This is a genomic window from Pedobacter frigiditerrae (assembly GCF_004331645.1).
Taxonomy (GTDB): domain Bacteria; phylum Bacteroidota; class Bacteroidia; order Sphingobacteriales; family Sphingobacteriaceae; genus Pedobacter; species Pedobacter frigiditerrae.
On the sequence record NZ_SJSK01000004.1, the window covers coordinates 472,102 to 488,714 of the forward strand.

At 35.0% G+C, this 16,613-nt stretch carries 14 protein-coding genes; 4 read left to right on the plus strand and 10 right to left on the minus strand.

From position 1 onward, the window contains the following. Nucleotides 1-73: 73 nt before the first annotated feature. Together EZ428_RS17180 and EZ428_RS17185 are read left to right on the plus strand one after the other, a co-directional pair. Nucleotides 74-1,984 carry an ABC-F family ATP-binding cassette domain-containing protein gene (locus EZ428_RS17180; protein WP_131554419.1) on the plus strand — a complete coding sequence of 637 codons (1,911 nt, stop codon included), beginning with the start codon at nucleotides 74-76 and terminating at the stop codon, nucleotides 1,982-1,984. Next, on the plus strand, nucleotides 1,984-3,237 hold the full coding sequence (locus EZ428_RS17185; RefSeq protein WP_131554420.1) for a type IX secretion system plug protein: 1,254 nt from the start codon (nucleotides 1,984-1,986) through the stop codon (nucleotides 3,235-3,237). Before EZ428_RS17180 ends, EZ428_RS17185 begins: the two co-directional genes overlap by 1 nt. An 80-nt stretch (nucleotides 3,238-3,317) precedes the next feature. Here the strand turns inward: EZ428_RS17185 and EZ428_RS17190 are convergent, their stop codons facing one another. Next, nucleotides 3,318-4,793 carry an alpha-amylase gene (locus EZ428_RS17190; RefSeq protein WP_131554421.1) on the minus strand — a complete coding sequence of 492 codons (1,476 nt, stop codon included), beginning with the start codon at nucleotides 4,791-4,793 and terminating at the stop codon, nucleotides 3,318-3,320. Nucleotides 4,794-5,233: 440 nt separating this feature from the next. Between EZ428_RS17190 and EZ428_RS17195 the strand changes: the two genes are divergently transcribed. Further along, nucleotides 5,234-5,755, plus strand: a complete 522-nt coding sequence (locus EZ428_RS17195; RefSeq protein ID WP_131554541.1) for an acyl-CoA thioesterase — start codon at nucleotides 5,234-5,236, stop codon at nucleotides 5,753-5,755. 18 nt (nucleotides 5,756-5,773) lie between these two features. Here EZ428_RS17195 and EZ428_RS17200 read toward each other — a convergent pair whose 3' ends face one another. The 5 genes from EZ428_RS17200 to holA form a co-directional block, all read right to left on the minus strand. Further along, the gene (locus EZ428_RS17200; protein ID WP_131554422.1) at nucleotides 5,774-6,373 is read right to left on the minus strand and encodes a hypothetical protein; all 600 of its coding nucleotides are present in this window, start codon (nucleotides 6,371-6,373) and stop codon (nucleotides 5,774-5,776) included. A 102-nt stretch (nucleotides 6,374-6,475) separates the two neighbouring features. Continuing rightward, nucleotides 6,476-6,880, minus strand: a complete 405-nt coding sequence (locus EZ428_RS17205) for an EVE domain-containing protein (protein ID WP_131554423.1) — start codon at nucleotides 6,878-6,880, stop codon at nucleotides 6,476-6,478. Between the two features lie 104 nt (nucleotides 6,881-6,984). Continuing rightward, entirely contained in the window at nucleotides 6,985-9,549 is a 2,565-nt protein-coding gene (locus EZ428_RS17210) for a zinc-dependent metalloprotease (RefSeq protein WP_131554424.1), read from the minus strand. A 98-nt stretch (nucleotides 9,550-9,647) separates the two neighbouring features. Then, on the minus strand, nucleotides 9,648-10,007 hold the full coding sequence (locus EZ428_RS17215) for a VOC family protein (RefSeq protein ID WP_131554425.1): 360 nt from the start codon (nucleotides 10,005-10,007) through the stop codon (nucleotides 9,648-9,650). Between the two features lie 59 nt (nucleotides 10,008-10,066). Then, nucleotides 10,067-11,092 carry a DNA polymerase III subunit delta gene (gene holA / locus EZ428_RS17220; protein ID WP_131554426.1) on the minus strand — a complete coding sequence of 342 codons (1,026 nt, stop codon included), beginning with the start codon at nucleotides 11,090-11,092 and terminating at the stop codon, nucleotides 10,067-10,069. A 79-nt stretch (nucleotides 11,093-11,171) separates the two neighbouring features. Here holA and EZ428_RS17225 point away from each other — a divergent pair, with 79 nt between their 5' ends. Beyond that, on the plus strand, nucleotides 11,172-11,636 hold the full coding sequence (locus EZ428_RS17225; RefSeq protein ID WP_205945741.1) for a type I restriction enzyme HsdR N-terminal domain-containing protein: 465 nt from the start codon (nucleotides 11,172-11,174) through the stop codon (nucleotides 11,634-11,636). 135 nt (nucleotides 11,637-11,771) lie between these two features. On the opposite strand, the gene EZ428_RS17230 is transcribed toward EZ428_RS17225, so the two are convergent. From EZ428_RS17230 to EZ428_RS17245, 4 genes are all read right to left on the minus strand, one after another. Then, a complete protein-coding gene (locus EZ428_RS17230) occupies nucleotides 11,772-12,959 on the minus strand; it encodes a Gfo/Idh/MocA family protein (protein WP_131554427.1) in 1,188 nt (395 codons plus the stop codon). Beyond that, nucleotides 12,959-14,329, minus strand: coding sequence for a 3-keto-disaccharide hydrolase (locus EZ428_RS17235; protein WP_131554428.1), 1,371 nt, complete (start codon nucleotides 14,327-14,329; stop codon nucleotides 12,959-12,961). The genes EZ428_RS17230 and EZ428_RS17235 overlap by 1 nt, the downstream gene beginning before the upstream one ends. A gap of 59 nt (nucleotides 14,330-14,388) precedes the next feature. Further along, the gene (locus EZ428_RS17240; RefSeq protein ID WP_131554429.1) at nucleotides 14,389-15,744 is read right to left on the minus strand and encodes a Gfo/Idh/MocA family protein; all 1,356 of its coding nucleotides are present in this window, start codon (nucleotides 15,742-15,744) and stop codon (nucleotides 14,389-14,391) included. A 243-nt stretch (nucleotides 15,745-15,987) separates the two neighbouring features. After that, entirely contained in the window at nucleotides 15,988-16,518 is a 531-nt protein-coding gene (locus EZ428_RS17245; RefSeq protein WP_131554430.1) for a hypothetical protein, read from the minus strand. Nucleotides 16,519-16,613 lie beyond the last annotated feature (95 nt).

Genomic DNA, 16,613 nt, shown 5'->3' on the forward strand with positions numbered 1-16,613 from the left:
CACTAATTACTGCCTTTCATTTTCAAAAAATAGAATTGAAAACAGGCTTAAAAAATCGTATTTTTGCAACGAAATGATTTCTATAAACGACTTAACCTTCCTAATTGGCTCTAGAGCCTTATACGACGAAGCAAACTGGCACATTAAACCAGGCGACAGAGTTGGACTAATCGGCGCTAATGGTACCGGTAAGTCTACTTTACTTAAAATTATCGTTGGCGAATACGCTCCGTCTTCTGGCAGCATTTCGATGGCAAAAGATTTAAAAATTGGCTATTTAAACCAAGACTTACTTTCATACGAATCTCACCATACCATTTTACATGTAGCAATGGAGGCTTTTGAACGCCAAAACCAGCTACACGATGAAATTGAAGAGCTATTAAAACAGATTGAAACTGACTACAGTGAGGATGTTTTATACAAATTAAGCGACAAACAACAAGAATTTGAGGCATTGGATGGATATAACATCGAATACCGAGCAAATGAGATTTTAGCAGGTTTAGGTTTTAGTACTGAAGACCAACACCGTCCGCTAAACACCTTCTCTGGAGGTTGGAGAATGCGTGTAATGTTGGCTAAAATCCTATTACAAACTCCAGATATTTTATTACTGGATGAGCCTACCAACCATATGGATTTACCATCGATTAAATGGCTGGAAAACTATTTAGGAGGTTTTGAAGGTGCTATTGTAATTGTTTCTCACGATAGGTATTTCTTAGATAAAATTGTTCGTAAGACAGTAGAATCTAGAAAAGGAAAGCTGACTGTTTATGCAGGAAATTATTCATTCTATGTGGAAGAGAAATCTTTACGTGGCGAAATTCAAAAGGGAGAATTTAAAAATCAGCAAGCAAAAATTAAGCAAGAAGAAAAATTAATTGAGCGTTTTAAAGCTAAGGCGAGTAAAGCTAAAATGGCGCAAAGCAGGATGAAAGCTTTGGATAAAATGGAGCGTGTGGAAGATGTTGATGATGATAATCCGACTGTAAACTTTAGCTTCAAATTCTCTAAACCCAGTGGCAGACACGTAATTAAGGTTGAGAATGCGACAAAAGCATATCCAAATATTGAAATTTTAGAAGATGCCGACGGCTTAATTGAAAAAGGCGATAAAATTGCTCTAATTGGAGCCAACGGTAAAGGTAAATCTACCTTGTTAAGAATGATTGCCGGAGCCGAAGGTTTTACTGGAAAAATTGAAACTGGTCATAATGTAACAACTACTTTCTTTGCACAGCACCAATTAGAATCATTGCATTTAGAAAATACCATTTTAGAAGAATTACAAGCATTTGCACCTAAACATACAGATACAGAATTACGTTCTATTTTAGGATGTTTCTTGTTTACTGGCGACGATGTTTTCAAGAAAATCAAAGTGTTATCTGGAGGTGAAAAATCGAGGGTTGCTTTGGCGAAATCATTAACTACAGATTCGAACTTCTTAATCCTGGATGAGCCAACAAATCACTTGGATATTCAATCGGTGAACATCTTAATTCAGGCTTTACAACAATATGAAGGAACATTTATCTCTGTTTCTCACGATAGATATTTCTTGGATAATGTGGCCAACAAAATCTGGTTTATTGAGGAAGAAAAAATTAAGGAATATCCGGGAACCTATGCAGAATATGAAGAATGGAATAGTAAAAGGGTAATTCCTACACCAAAACCAATTCCGGTTAAGCCAACTACAGAAGAAAAGAAAAAACCTGTTGAACAGGCTCCTGCAAATGCACAACAGCAACTAAAAAAATTAAACGACAAATTGAAAAGAACTGAAGATGAAATTGCAGCTTTTGAATTGAGCGTTAAACTAGTGGAAGCTGAATTAGCAAGGGAAGAAGTATTTTCTAATCAACATAAATTAGATGAAGCCAACAAAAGGTATTTAGCTGAAAAAGCTTTATTAGACCACGCTCAAAAAACTTGGGAAGAATTGGCTTCTGAGATTATGGAGTTAGAGGCATAATGAAAAAATTAGGGTTGATACTTTTTCTTGTTGCGTTCTTCTTAAACGTAAATGCACAAATAGTGTATGACAATAAAGTGTATCAACCTTACATTAAAACGGTTGAATGCTATAATACTAAAAAGGAGCAATCATTCCCTATCATCATTTTACGAGGTAGCGAAACCATTACTTTTGCTTTTGATGATTTAAAAGGTGGCAATAAAAACTACAATTACACCATTGAACATTGTACCTACGATTGGAAACCTTCTCGTATTAATAAATTAGATTACTTAGAAGGATTAAGTGAGGATATTATCTTTAATTACAAATTTTCTTTTAATACGCTTCAAAAATTTACGCATTACTCATTGGTTTTTCCTAACGACCAGATTAAACCAAAAATTGCCGGCAACTATTTACTAAAGGTATACGAAAATAATGATCCTCAAAAACTTATTGTAACACAACGCTTTTATGTCGTAAATAACACTGTAAATGTTGGCGCAGAGGTTTTACCAAGTAGTTCTGTTGAGTACAGGTTTACAAAGCAAAAGGTAAACTTCTCTATATTTTACCAAACTTTAATTCAAAATCCTTCTACTGATATTAAAGCAGTAGTTATGCAAAATGGAATTCCAGAAACAGCTATTACTAATACCAAACCTACTTTTGTTAGGCAAAATACCTTAACCTATAACGAGATTAACGGTAATGAATTTTGGGCTGGCAATGAGTTTAGAAAATTCGATTTCAGGAATTTTAGGTTCAAGGCAGAACACGTTCAAGATTTTTATAGAGACACCGCTAACCAAATAGTTCTATTTACAGATTTACCCAACGGGACTGCCAAATACAGCACCCAATTTGATGAAAACGGAAATTTCTTTATCCGCAATCAAGATGGAAGAGATAACATTACAGATAGCGATTATGCTAATATTTTATTTACTTTAAATGCTACACCACCAACACCAAAAGGTAATGCTTATGTTGTTGGTCGTTTTAATAATTACATTTTAAACGACGAAAATAAATTAAGCTACGAGCCGAGCAGAAAACGTTTTTATGGTAATTTAAAGTTAAAACAAGGCTTGTACGACTTTAAATATGTTTGGCTAGATGAGAATGGAAACTTTGACGATAAAGTTTTCGAAGGCTCATTTTTTGAAACAAATAACAGCTATCAAATATTGGTTTATTACCGTAAACCCGGTAGTCGATGGGACGAATTGGTTGGGTTTAATAGTGTTAATTCGATTAAAAGGTAATTTGTTCATTAATCTAGGCATATAAAAGCTATGTTCACTATTGAACTTTTCCATTCCCAATGAACAAATGAACTATTAAACTAATACACCTTCACTACCCAAACCGAAATACTTCCTGCCTCACAGAAAAATTCTCCGTAACCATCTCCGTCAATAAAAACTTCTTCATTTCGTTTTCCTAAAACATCAATAAAGGTTTTTCCAGTAAAATGCTTTCCAATTTCCATTTTTTTAAACCCTTCATCACCGTTACTCATTAAAACTGCAATACCAGAATTTGGATGTTCCTCATCTCCTGTCCTAGTCCAGCCAATGCAGTTATTATGGTCTAAATAATCTTTCTGCTCACCATAAGCCAAGTTATCTCTTACTTTTAAAAGCTGAGGCAATTCTGCCAAACCAATTAACTCTACCTGCTGACCATCATCTTCATATTTGGCCCCATAAACATCAGTATAAAACACACAAGGAATTCCCGCTTCACGCAATAAAATCATACCGTAAGCCAATGGCCTAAACCAATATTCTATAAACGATTCTAAAGCTTGCATGGGCTGAGAATCATGATTATCAACAAAAGTGACAGCCAATAAAGGATTACGATGTGCTAAGGTATTTTCGAAAATACAATTCAAATCATATTCTTTACCAGCTTTAGATGCCAAATAAAAATTATGATGCAATAAGGAATCGAAAAGCTGGGTTTTCCCACCAGTTATTTCAATATATTTCTCTAATTCTTCAACACTTTCAATGTTCCAGTTTTCAGATACGATGAAAAAATCTTTGTTGCACTCAGCCTTCATCCATTCTACCCACTCAACTAAAAATTCTGCTGGGATATGTTTTACTGCATCCAGTCTAAAACCATCCAAGTTACAGTTTTCAAAATACCATTTACCCCATCTTTTTAATTCTTCCCTAACAGCAATATTTCGAAAATCTATGTCATTAAACATCAAATAATCATAGTTTCCCAATTCATGGGATGGAACATCTTCCCAACCCTCGCCATATTCGTTTTGTATGGCATATATTGCGGTTTCTTTAATGTCCTCTGCATAATCTACCCCACTAAAACACTTGTGGTCCCAAACAAATTCAGAATAAGCACCTGCTCTGCCTGGAAAAGTAAATTTCGTCCACGCTTCAATTTCCATATCCTCAGAAATAAATTCGTTTCTATCCTCATCATTTACCTTTCTAACCTTAATTTTTTCTATCTCATCTCCACCGGCTTTATGATTAAAAATGGTATCCGCAATTACGTTTATGCCATTTTTATGCAGTTCATTTATTGCATTAATGTACTCTTCTTTATTTCCATATTTGGTAGAGATGCTATTTTTTTGGTCAAATTCGCCTAAATCAAACAAATCATAAGTATCATAACCTATAGAGTATCCACCATTGCTTCCTTTATATGCCGGCGGCAGCCAAACTCCAGTAACACCCATGGCTGCTAAGTTTGCCGCTTCTTTTTTTGCCTTAGTCCATAAATTATCTGATTCATTGTAATACCAATGAAAATATTGAATGAGCGTTTGATTTTGCATAGTAAATTTTAGATTTCGATGCGTTTATAACGGTAATTTAAGTTTAATGTTTGAGTTATTTTAAATTAAACATAAGAAGTTATGATGCGCTACCTTCATCTTCTTTACTCGTTAATGTTTGATATCACTTGAAAAGCAAAACCTGTTTTTCATTGGTTAGCTGAGTCCCACTCTCGCTTCAATCCCCGAAAAATCGGGGATATTTACGCTAAATCGGGTTTAGTTAACCTCTGTTCTGCACCTATGAAGCGCTTATAAAGCACAGTCGATTATAAATAGCCCTGTCCCGATAGCTATCTGAAGGAGCGAACACAAAGCGCAGCGAGTAAAGCTAAAGCAGGACTAACCTTAAAAAAAGCACTATTACCGCGCTTCAAAAACAAGATTTTATTCAATAAATGTACGAACACCTATCTATTTTCTGTATTTTCGCCCCCAATATGAGCACAAAATCTAAAAGTCCAAAAAATTCCTTCACAATAATGAATGAGTTGGTATTACCGAACGACACCAACACCCTAAACAACTTAATGGGGGGTCGCTTATTACATTGGATGGATATTGCCGCAGCTATTTCTGCTCAAAAACACTGCAATAGAATTGTGGTTACAGCATCGGTAGATAATGTATCATTTAAACAACCCATTAAACTTGGAGATGTAATTACCATAGAGGCAAAGGTTACGCGTTCGTTTCATACCTCTGTAGAAGTTCGTTTAGACGTTTGGGCAGAAAACATTCCTTCTGGAACAAGGGCAAAAAGTAACGAGGCCTATTACACTTTTGTGGCAGTAGACCAAAGTGGAAGAACCATCCCTGTACCAGAATTAAAACCTGAAACCGAAGATGAAGTTGAATTGTTTAATGGTGCCTTACGCCGTAGGCAACTGCGCTTAATTTTAGCCGGCAAGATGGAACCAAATGACGCTAGTGAACTTAAAGCTTTGTTCTTTAAGGATTAACACCTCAAGGAGTTTTTTTTACCGGCGATTAATTTTATTACTTTCTGATATAGCTTTAATCTTTGCTAATTCTGCCTTTGTATCTGGCTTTATGATGTAAGTATAGGAATGGAATTTTAGTTGGTCTATTTGTTTGTCATATTCCTGCTTACTGCAATTTAACCTAAACTTTGCAATTTTATCATCGTAAACTGTTAGTGCTACCGTATTTAAAATGGCATTACCCGCTAATGAGAAAATTGCAACTCCAACTCTTGTGCTTATCTCTTCAGCCAATGTTGGTTCAGTTTGTCCTGGTTTTAAAACTTTAATATCAGAATTTGGTATTTTTTCATACCTGTCATCTTCAACATTTACATCCTTAAAAAAATTTTGAAGTCCTCTCTTTTTAAAAACTTTTATGGCCACTACCTTAATATCTTCGGGCTTAAAAGAAACGAGCTGATTATTGTTATTTTGTATAACCAAACTATCTTTTGTAACAAGAAACAACAAGCCTTTTTCGATTCTGTTATTTGATGTTACTTTGGCAAAATAAATCCTTTGTTGTGACTTTACATTTATTGCTAAAAGCAATAAAATTGCAGCAATTGGCACTAGTTTTAATACAGGCTTCATAGAATAGATAGGATATTCTATAATTGTGCAATTACTTTGCCAAAAAAAATGAAACTTTTAAATCGATGTTTGTATAATGCCTTCAAATAAAATATTAGTATGCTAGCTAGCCATTTCTAAGATTTTATCGAATTCTGTGGCTTTTAGAGGCATAACAGATAGTCGGCCCTGTTTTACCAATGAAATGTCTTTTAAGCTATCTTCGGATTTTATTTGCTCTAGAGTCACTGGATTTTTTAAGGTCTGGAATGGCACCAAATCTACAACTACCCAATTTTTATCATCTGTTGTTGGGTCTTGGTAAGCTTCTTTAACAACTTTTGCAATGCCTACTACATTTTTGCCCTCATTACTATGATAAAACAGTACCAAATCCCCTTCTTTCATCTCTCTTAGATTGTTACGAGCCTGATAATTACGAACGCCATCCCAAAAGGTACGCCCATCTTTATTGAATTTTTCCCAACTGTATTTAAAAGGTTCCGACTTGACTAGCCAATGTTTCATATAATAATTTATAAAGTTCGAATTTACAATTTATGCCTGAATTTCTTCATAAAAAAAGCGTCCCGACTTTACGTCGGGACGCTTTTAATTTATCTGAAAAATTATTAGTCTTTCTTTTTATCTAAAGCACTTTCAATACGGTCTGCCAAATCTAACAAATGGTATTTGCTTAACGAATCTGCCTGAGACGATGCAGCTCCTTTAATGCTGGCATCAAGGTCTCTTAATTGACCTTTAACCACAGACATTACATCACTTTGTGAATTGCTTAAACCACTTGACGCACCTGCACCTCTACCAGCAAACACAACTTGAGTTGATGCTGCTGGTGCGGGAGGATTAACAATAGCAATTAATTTATCTACATAAGATTTTTGTAAGTTACGGCGATAAACATCTATAGCTGAACTAGATTTCAACTCTGTGAAAATAGCACCATTTAAATCAGTAAATAAATCAGTGATTTTGTAAGCTGTTGCACCATCAGTTGCTTCTGCGGTTACCAATTTACCCAAGGTACTACTTCCTAATAATCTATTTAAAGTAGAACTTTGTAATCTAGCTACAACTTCTAAAGGATTTGCATCAATATTATCTAAAATTGGCTGATTTAATAACCATTTTGGGGTAGTAAACAGTTGTGCATTTAAGAAGTTCATTGCTTCTTTTTGAGTTGTTGCAGGTGTACGTTCGTAGACTGAACCAGCTTGATCTACAGTTTTAGGGTTTTCATAAACACCACCAACATTTTTAGCTACATGCCCCATGTAACGACCAAATTGTGAAGTCAATTGACCATACATATTTGTTAAGTTATCATAATTTTCGCCTTTTTCTTTTGTCCAAACTGGCAAGTTTGTTAAGATAACTTTTAAGTTTTTAATACCGTACTCAGAAGCTTTCATAGCATTATCGCTCAAATCTTCATTTTGTGAATGAGGATCATCTGGGTTAGTTTCAGTACCGAACCATAAACGTCTGTTTTTAGTAGATTCTATGGTCAACTTATCTAAAGCAGTCATGTCAGCATCAATGGTTTTGTTATCAGGGAAATATTTATAACCCCATTCAATTGCCCAATTATCATAATCGCCAATACGTGGGTACAAACCTTTTGATGTAATGTTATCTTCTGGTTGCGCAACATAGTTGAAACGAGCATAATCCATAATAGATGGTGTATGTCCATTTGCCTCAACCCATTTTTTGTTACGTAAGTTTTCTACAGGCACAGTTGAACTAGACCCATAATTGTGACGTAAACCTAAAGTGTGGCCAACTTCGTGAGAAGAAACAAAACGAATTAAATCACCCATTAATTCATCACTGAAAGTCATTTTACGAGCTCTTGGGTCTACAGCTGCAGTTTGGATCATGTACCAGTCATGTACTAACGATTGAACATTATGGAACCAGTTAATATGGCTTTCCATGATTTCTCCAGAACGTGGATCTGATATACTTGGTCCACTTGCATTTGCAATTTCTGATGGTTTATAAACGATAGCCGAGTGACGAGCATCATCAATGCTCCAAGTAGAATCTTGTGCAAAAGTTGGTGCTTCTTTTCCAATAACTGCATTTTTGAAACCAGCTTTTTCAAAAGCTTTAGCCCAATCGTTAACACCTGCTATTAAATATGGAACCCATTTTTTTGGAGTTGCAGGATCTATATAAAAGATAATTGGCTTAATTGGCTCTACCAATTCGCCTCTTTTGTATTTAGCCATATCCGCTGGCTTAGGTTCTAATCTCCAACGTTTAACCATTTCAATTTCTTTAACACCTTGTGGGTTAAGATCAAAATCTGTGTATCCTACAGTAAAATAACCAACACGAGCATCAAAATAACGAGGCTTCATTGGCACTTTGGGCAAAATCACTAAAGATGTATTTAATTCAACAGTTGATGATCCAGTAGAAGCACCAGCGCCGCCACCTGCCGGAGCACCACCACCAAATGGAGATGCCGCTGCAGCTAATGTATAAGTCTTAACAGCTGTGATTTCTACATTGGTTGGGAAACTGCGAACATTAGTTACATAACTACGATCTGCCAATTGAGTCCCTAATCTGAAACGAGTTTTTGAAGCTGCAGAACTGAAATAGAAAATATCATTATCGCTATTTAAATAATCAGTAACATCAATTACGCTTCCTTTTTTATCACCAGTATATGCTGCAATATTAAATGCCGCAGCAATTGGCTGAATGTTTGAATTTTTTAAAGATTGGTACATTGAAGTAGTCGAATCTGGTCCATAAGTTCTGAAGCTGATCTTACGCATAAAAATTCTGTTGTTTGGACCTTTTTCAAATCTAATTACAGAACTTCCAATTTGATCGCCTGCATATCCTTGTGCTGCTCTTACTTCTGCACCAGATTTAGAAATACGGCTTACCACCAAGATATCTCTATTTAACGTAGTGTCAGAAATCTCAAAGAAGAATTTATCATCTAATTTATGGGTAGTGATCATTCCTTTTCTAGTAACTGCCTTATTGGTAATTACTTGATCATAAGGTTTTGGTTGTGCTCTAGTTGCCGCACCACCTGGCACTCCAGCTCTTCGAGTAGTGTCTGCCCCTGCACCTTGTGGTCTAACTTGAGCTTGGGTAAAAGACATTACCCCTAAAGCCAATAAAATGGTTAGTAAATTTCTTTTCATGTTAATAATAAGTTAATGTTGTAAATATATGCTGAATGCCTCCAATTGCTGAAGAATAGCGATAACTTATTAGTTACAAAAGATAATATCGAAAAATGTTAAGATGTAAATTCAGGATTTTCTATTAACCCTATCACATTACCAAAAGGATCGTATATGCTGGCAACCCAGATTGCCCCACCTACATTTTTTGGCGCTTCGTGGACTTTTATACCTAAAGTTTCGAATTTGTTAAAACAAGCTTCAATATCATCTACACCCCAATATGTTATTGAAGCATTTCCATCTTGATAACTTGATGGATCCGGATCTAGTCCAAGTTCAAATCCACCAACATTATAACCTACATAAAAAGACTCATCAAAGTAAGGTTCAATCTCAAAAACAGTTTTAAACCATTCTTTAGCTTTAGTTAAATCTGTAACGTGATATACTATGGTTCTTAGTCCTTTTAACATATGTTGATTGTTTTATTGTTGAATTGTTTTAGTACTAAATACTAACTACTTTATACTAATTAATGAATCATTTTAAAAAGCATTTCCTTCAGCAATTCGCCATCAGTTGTATTGCCTGTACTATCTAAGCCTTTACTTTTTAAATCGTATTCTCTTAGTAAGCTGATAATATCAAATGTTTTTGCATCGTTAAAAGTTCTTGCTGCAGTTTCGTAATCCTTAATAAAATACGGGCTAACACCTAGTTCTTTCGCTGCATCATTTTTATTTGGCAAGTAATGATATTTTAAAATCTTGGTAAAATAAGAATTCAAATTTGCCATTACCATCACCATCGGATTAGCCTTTGGATTATTCGCAAAGTAGTTTACGATCTGATTACATTTTAAAACATTTCTAGTTGCCAAAGCTTTTTGTAGCTCGAACACATTGTATTCTTTACTAATCCCAATGTTTTTCTGAATATGTTCTGTAATAATTGTAGTTTCTTTGCTGATATTTAAACAAAGTTTCTCAACTTCATTTGCAATTTTAGATAAATCTGTACCTAAATATTCAGCCATCAGTGCTGCAGCCTGCGGAGCAATCTTATACCCTTTTTCTTTAATGTGCTCCTCAATCCAAGGCATTAATTTATAATCACGAACTAAATCAGATTGAAAAACAACCCCATTACTGTTAATTGCTTTGTAAATCTTTTTACGTTTGTCGAAATTAGCGTACTTATAGGCTAAAACGAGGATAGTGCTTGGTAAGGGTTTTTCGAAATAATTTAAAATCACTTCAGCTTCCTTACCACTTCCTTCAGTTTCTTTTGCCCACTTTAAATCTTGTGCTTCTTTTACGATAATCAGTTGATATTCAGACATCATTGGATATCGCTTTGCAGCATTCAAGATGGTAGCCATATCAGTATCCTTTCCATATAAAACGGTTTGGTTAAAGCCTCTTTCGCCATCACTTAACACATTATTCTCCATATAATCAATTACTTGATCAATATAATATGGCTCTTCGCCTTGCAATAAATACAAGGGTTTAAACTTTCTGGCTTTTAAGTCTTTTATAATTTCTACGGCACTCATTTGCGGTAAATTTACAACTTACGATTTACGATTTACGATTTTGACTGAATAGTTTATTCACAAATATTAACTTTGAGCAATGTCAATATTTAATCCAACCCCTCTTAATTTACCCAATTATCCCTTCAAAATTACCCAAAGGGACGATTTGTATTTTATTTTTGATGAAATAAGGAAAAAGCATTTGGTTTTAACTCCTGAAGAATGGGTGAGGCAACATTTCATCCGTTATTTGTTAAAGGAAAAAAGCTTTCCCTCAGCCCTGCTACAAATTGAAGGTGGTTTGAGTTTAAATCAAACTAGAAAAAGAAGTGATATTTTGGTTTATGATAACCAAGGGGAAAAGATAATGGTTATTGAATGTAAGGCGCCATCTGTTGCAATTACGCAAGCCACCTTTGACCAAGCAGCTAGATATAATTCCGTTTACAAAGCTCGTTGGCTTGTTGTTACAAATGGTTTAAACCATTATTATGCAAAAATTGACCATACCAATGGAAAATTTTTATTTGTGAAAGAACTGCCGAGTTATAAAGAATTGTAGAAAAAGTCAGGAAGTTTTTAGTCCGAAAGTCCGTGAAGGGATAGAGATAATCTGTTGAATAAATTGTTGTATTGTTAAATTGCTTTATTGTTGCGAGATTGCTTAGCCAATTTCCCCCGACTTCCCGACTTCCTTCTAAAAATAATCCTTCTTCCAAAACTGCGTTTTCCCAGTATAAATTGCTTCATTACACATGGCCACACAAATTGAGGCTTGTGTTCCGGTATTGATATTTGAAACTGGCGTTTTGCCTTCAGTTATCGCTTTATAAAACTCTTCTAGGGCATAAAAAGTTCCGTCTTTTGTTGGTTTATCTAAAATCGGAATTCCTCCATCAGTATTAACAACCAATTTAGTTGCTCCTGTTACCCCATCTACAATGCCTAATTGTCTTTTGGTTTCTAATTCTGGGTAAAAAACACCTGTATCTGGCAATAAATTAACAGATCCTTTTGTTCCCTTTATTTTAAACAAATAACCATCGTGGGCATTACCGCAAGTTGCACCAAAATTACCTATCATTCCTGCATTTTTATAGCGAAAAACCGCCTGAACATTGTCGTAGGTTTCTCTTCCATCTTTGTAGACATCAATTCCACCTGTCCCAATAATCTCATCTGGTTGTGTTTCAAAAGCCCAATTGATAAAATCGATCTGATGTGACAAAAGCTCGGCAGGTAAACCACCTGAGTATTCTTTATACATCCGCCAGTTAATTTGTCTTTCTAAACTTGGTTCTTTAACTGGTCTACGCCAATTCCAATTCCTATCCCAACGGCAATCTATTTGCGAAACTTTACCAATATATCCACTTTGTATCATTTCCTTAACCCTAAAATAAAGAGGAGAATAACGGTATTGATAACCAACCTGGAAAACTTGTTTAGGGTATTGCTTAACCAGCTTTCTTAATTCCAAAGCTTGGTCAATGTTATAAGTCATTGTTTTTTCTACATAGACACTTTTGCCAGCTAAGATGGCATCTTTGGCAATTTTATAATGTTCGCTTAAAGGAGTGGCAATAAAAACAGCTTCAATTTTCTTATCGTCTAGAACTTTTCTGTAATCTTTTACAGCAATTGCCGATGAAGGAACGTATTTTTTGGTTTCTTCTAACCTGAAATCTAATACATCGCAATAAGCAACAGTATTAAATTGACTGGGCATTTTTTGGATGACAGAGAGCACCCCTTTGCCTCTATCGCCACAACCAATCATAGCTATGTTAATTGGAGCCAAAGCGGCTCCAGCAAAAAGATTTTCGGCCACTAATATACCCGACCCTAATAAAGCTGATTTTTTAACAAACGAACGACGATGCATTACAAAGTTTTGATTTTGATAGTTCTAAAGCTAACTTTATTTCCATGATCTTGCAACAATAAATGTCCTTTTACAGCCTCACCGAAGTTTTTCCAGTCTTTATATTTACTAATTGCAACAAGCTTTCTAAATTCTTCAGAACCTCTGGTATATTCCAAAACTTTTACGCCGTTTAAATAATGTTCAACTTTATTATTAGGATAAACCACAACTCTTCCTCTATTCCAAACACCAATTGGTCTTGGGCTACCTAATTTTTTATCTGCTTTAATTAAATCATATAACGATGAAAGTGTTCTATTTCCTTCGCGTCCTAATTTTGCATCTGGATGTTTTTCATCATCTAAAACTTGGTATTCTAATCCTATTGCAGAGCCTGTACTTTTTTCAGCTAAAGTAACGAAGTATTTAACACCACTATTTGCACCTTCTGTTAACTTAAATTCAAATGACAAATCAAATGCTGCAAACTCTTCCTTAGTGACAATATCACCTCCATTGGTAGATTCGCCTCCGTTAGATGGCAAAACACTTAGTTGTCCATTTGCAATATCCCATCCTTTAGCAGGAAATTCTGTTTTGTTCGCACCAACCCAACCTTTATTTGTTTTACCATCAAATAACAATTTATAGCCATTTGCTTTTTCTTGAGCAGACAAAGCATTTGGTGTTAAATTAACTACATAAATAGATTTTGGAAAAGCTGATGGCTTTAGGTTTGTAGTTTGAATTTTGATATTCTTAAAATAAACTTTCTTCCCCTCTAAATGAGTTTTGTTACCAATTCCGTGAACTTGTAGCCCAATAAATCCAGACTTATCTAAAGTATCTATTACATAAGATACCGGAATGCCATTTACCCAAGTTTTAGTTTCGTTACCAATACATTCTATTTTATAATGGTTAAACTGCTCTGATTTATAGGCGGTTTTTGCTGCTGGATTTGTCTCTAATGGGTATAACCATAATCTTCTCGCTTCATCATAAATACCACCAGTCCAAGCCCTTGGAGTTGGATCAATTTCCATTTGTCGACCAAACACCAACCCTGCTCCTTTACTTCCAGCAGGGTCAAAATGACTTCTTGTCTGTACGCCCGAATTAGTTTCAGTACCTTCTAATTTTACGTCCAATTCTAAAACAAAATCTCCATATTCTTTTTCTGTCACTAAAAATGAATTTGGTGAGCCTGCCGTCATTGTACCGATTATCATTCCATCTTCTATAGCGTAAGGCGCTTTTCCAACAACTTTTTTCCAGCCATTTAAGGTTTTACCATCAAACAATGGTTTCATTTGAGCATCTGCTGCTGATACTAATCCGACTAAAGAGAGAGTTATTAAACTGATTTTTTTGAGGTTACTGAACATATTTATTGGGTTGATTTTTATTAGAGATGCTTCGACAAGCTCAGCATGACAAATTATTGTTAATATTTAAAGATTTTTCCGCCTGCCATTACTTCTTGTGTTTTTTCATCGAAAGTAGCTTTTGCTCCTGTACGTACGGCTGCGTTAGTCATAATGTTAGCAATTGAATGATAATATCCTGCTTCAACTGGTGCATTAGGGGTTTTTCGACTCCTTACACATTCCATCCAATTACGCATATGGCCTGAAGTTAAAGGATCACCTCCCATATTTGCATCACTTGCTGTTTTTATTTCTTTTGTTGATAGATCAAATGGCGCTAACAAATTAGGTTTCAATCCCATTGCCGCAGCTTCTTTTTCCTTTAATCCGCCATTTGGCGATACTTTATTGGTAATTAAGTTTAATTCGCCACCATTTGAATAATATACCTCACCAACACTGCCCACGCTATTTTGCATTCTTGAGGTAAAGGTTACTTGAAAACCATCACTCCCATCTGGCTGACCGTAATCAAAAACAGCTACCATGGAATCCCAATTTTTGCGTCCATCTTTCCAAGTGTAAATTCCGCCATTGGCAACTACACTTCTCGGATGTTTTAATTTAGTAAACCAGTGTACAGTATCAATTTGGTGAGACATCCATTGACCAGGCATCCCCGATGAATAAGGCCAAAACAACCTATATTCTAAATATTTTCTTGGATCAAATGCATCATCAGGTCGATTAACCAAAAACCTTTTCCAATCTATGTCTTCTCGTTTCAACTTGGCAACTAAATCTGGTCTGCGCCATCTGCCGGGCTGATTAACATTCCAAACTAAATCTACAGCCGTAATGGCTCCAAACTTACCATCTTGAATATATTGAGCCGCAGTTGCATAATTTTCTCCACTTCTGCGCTGTGACCCAATTTGAACTATTTTTTTACTTTCATTTACTGCTTTTAAAGCCGCTCTAGCATCAGCCATTGTTTCTGCAAAAGGTTTTTCAATGTAAGCATCACACCCAGCTTTAACGGCTTCCACAGTATGCATCGCATGCTGAAAATCGGCAGTACTTACAATTACCGCATCTAAATCTTTCATTGCATAAAGCTCATCATTATTTCTGCAAGCTTTTATGTCGTGACCCATTTTTTCTTTAATATGGGCAACACCTAAATCTCTTCTATAATTCCATAAATCTGAAAGCCCAACAATATCAAAATTGAGTTCTTTGCTATGATTTTGAAAACAAGGGAAAAGGGTTTCTCTAAAACGGTCTGAAAATCCTGCTACACCAACTCTAACCCTGTCGTTTGCACCAATAATTCGATTGTAGCTTTTAGCACTACTAGTTAAAGTACCCGCATAAGTTGCAGCAGCAATCAAAGCTGATTGCTTGATAAATTTTCTTCTTGTATTGTCCATTTCAGCTAACAATTAAATGATTAGAAAGTATATATCTGGTTAGATTAAAATGATTTAACCCAAGTCAATAATATGATTTTTTAAGCAAAAACCGCAATAGCGAACGTAAAATTTTTGCGCAATCGTTTCTAATTTGATTAGAAGCCGTTAAGCAAAGAAAAAATAAGCCGCAGATTATAAATTGTATAAATCTGCGGCACAAAATTATTTATCGGGTTATAAAAATCTAGGCTCTAAGAATAACTATAATGCCTTAGCCTCAATATTCCAAAAAGTATATTTCCCTAAAGTATAAACTGGCGTTTCTCCACCGTGGAAAAACTTTACATCAGCACGTTTACCTTGTTTATAAATCATCCCTTTTAGGGTATATTTTTTATCAATCGTTAAATTAGCAGCCTGTTCTGCAGTAATAATGCCTTTAATTTCTAACTCTAAATCATTTAAAAGTGATTCCTTTGGTCTTGCAGCATCTTTAAAACTTTTAAAAGTTGCAATTTTTACAGGTTGGTCACTTACAGTTGTATCTGATATTGCAGTAAGTTGCAAAGGAAAATCAGTTAAAAAATTAGGCTCATTACTTAGGTTAATCATTTTGCGTTTGTACTTATCCGTTACATCAGCTTCATTGTTTACATTTTTTGTCCATTGTGGATTAGTTTCACTAAAATTACTTACCTCTTTTTCAATAAAAATTTTAGAATCAGCACCTTTACGCTTCTCAGAACAGGCGATTAATACAACTGCCATTACAAAATATATTAACTTTTTCATTGGTTTTATTTGGTATTTATTGGTTAAAAATTATTCACCTAAATTAATATTTAAATGTAATGAAGGAAAAACTAGCGTGTAAGATTATCGTTAAC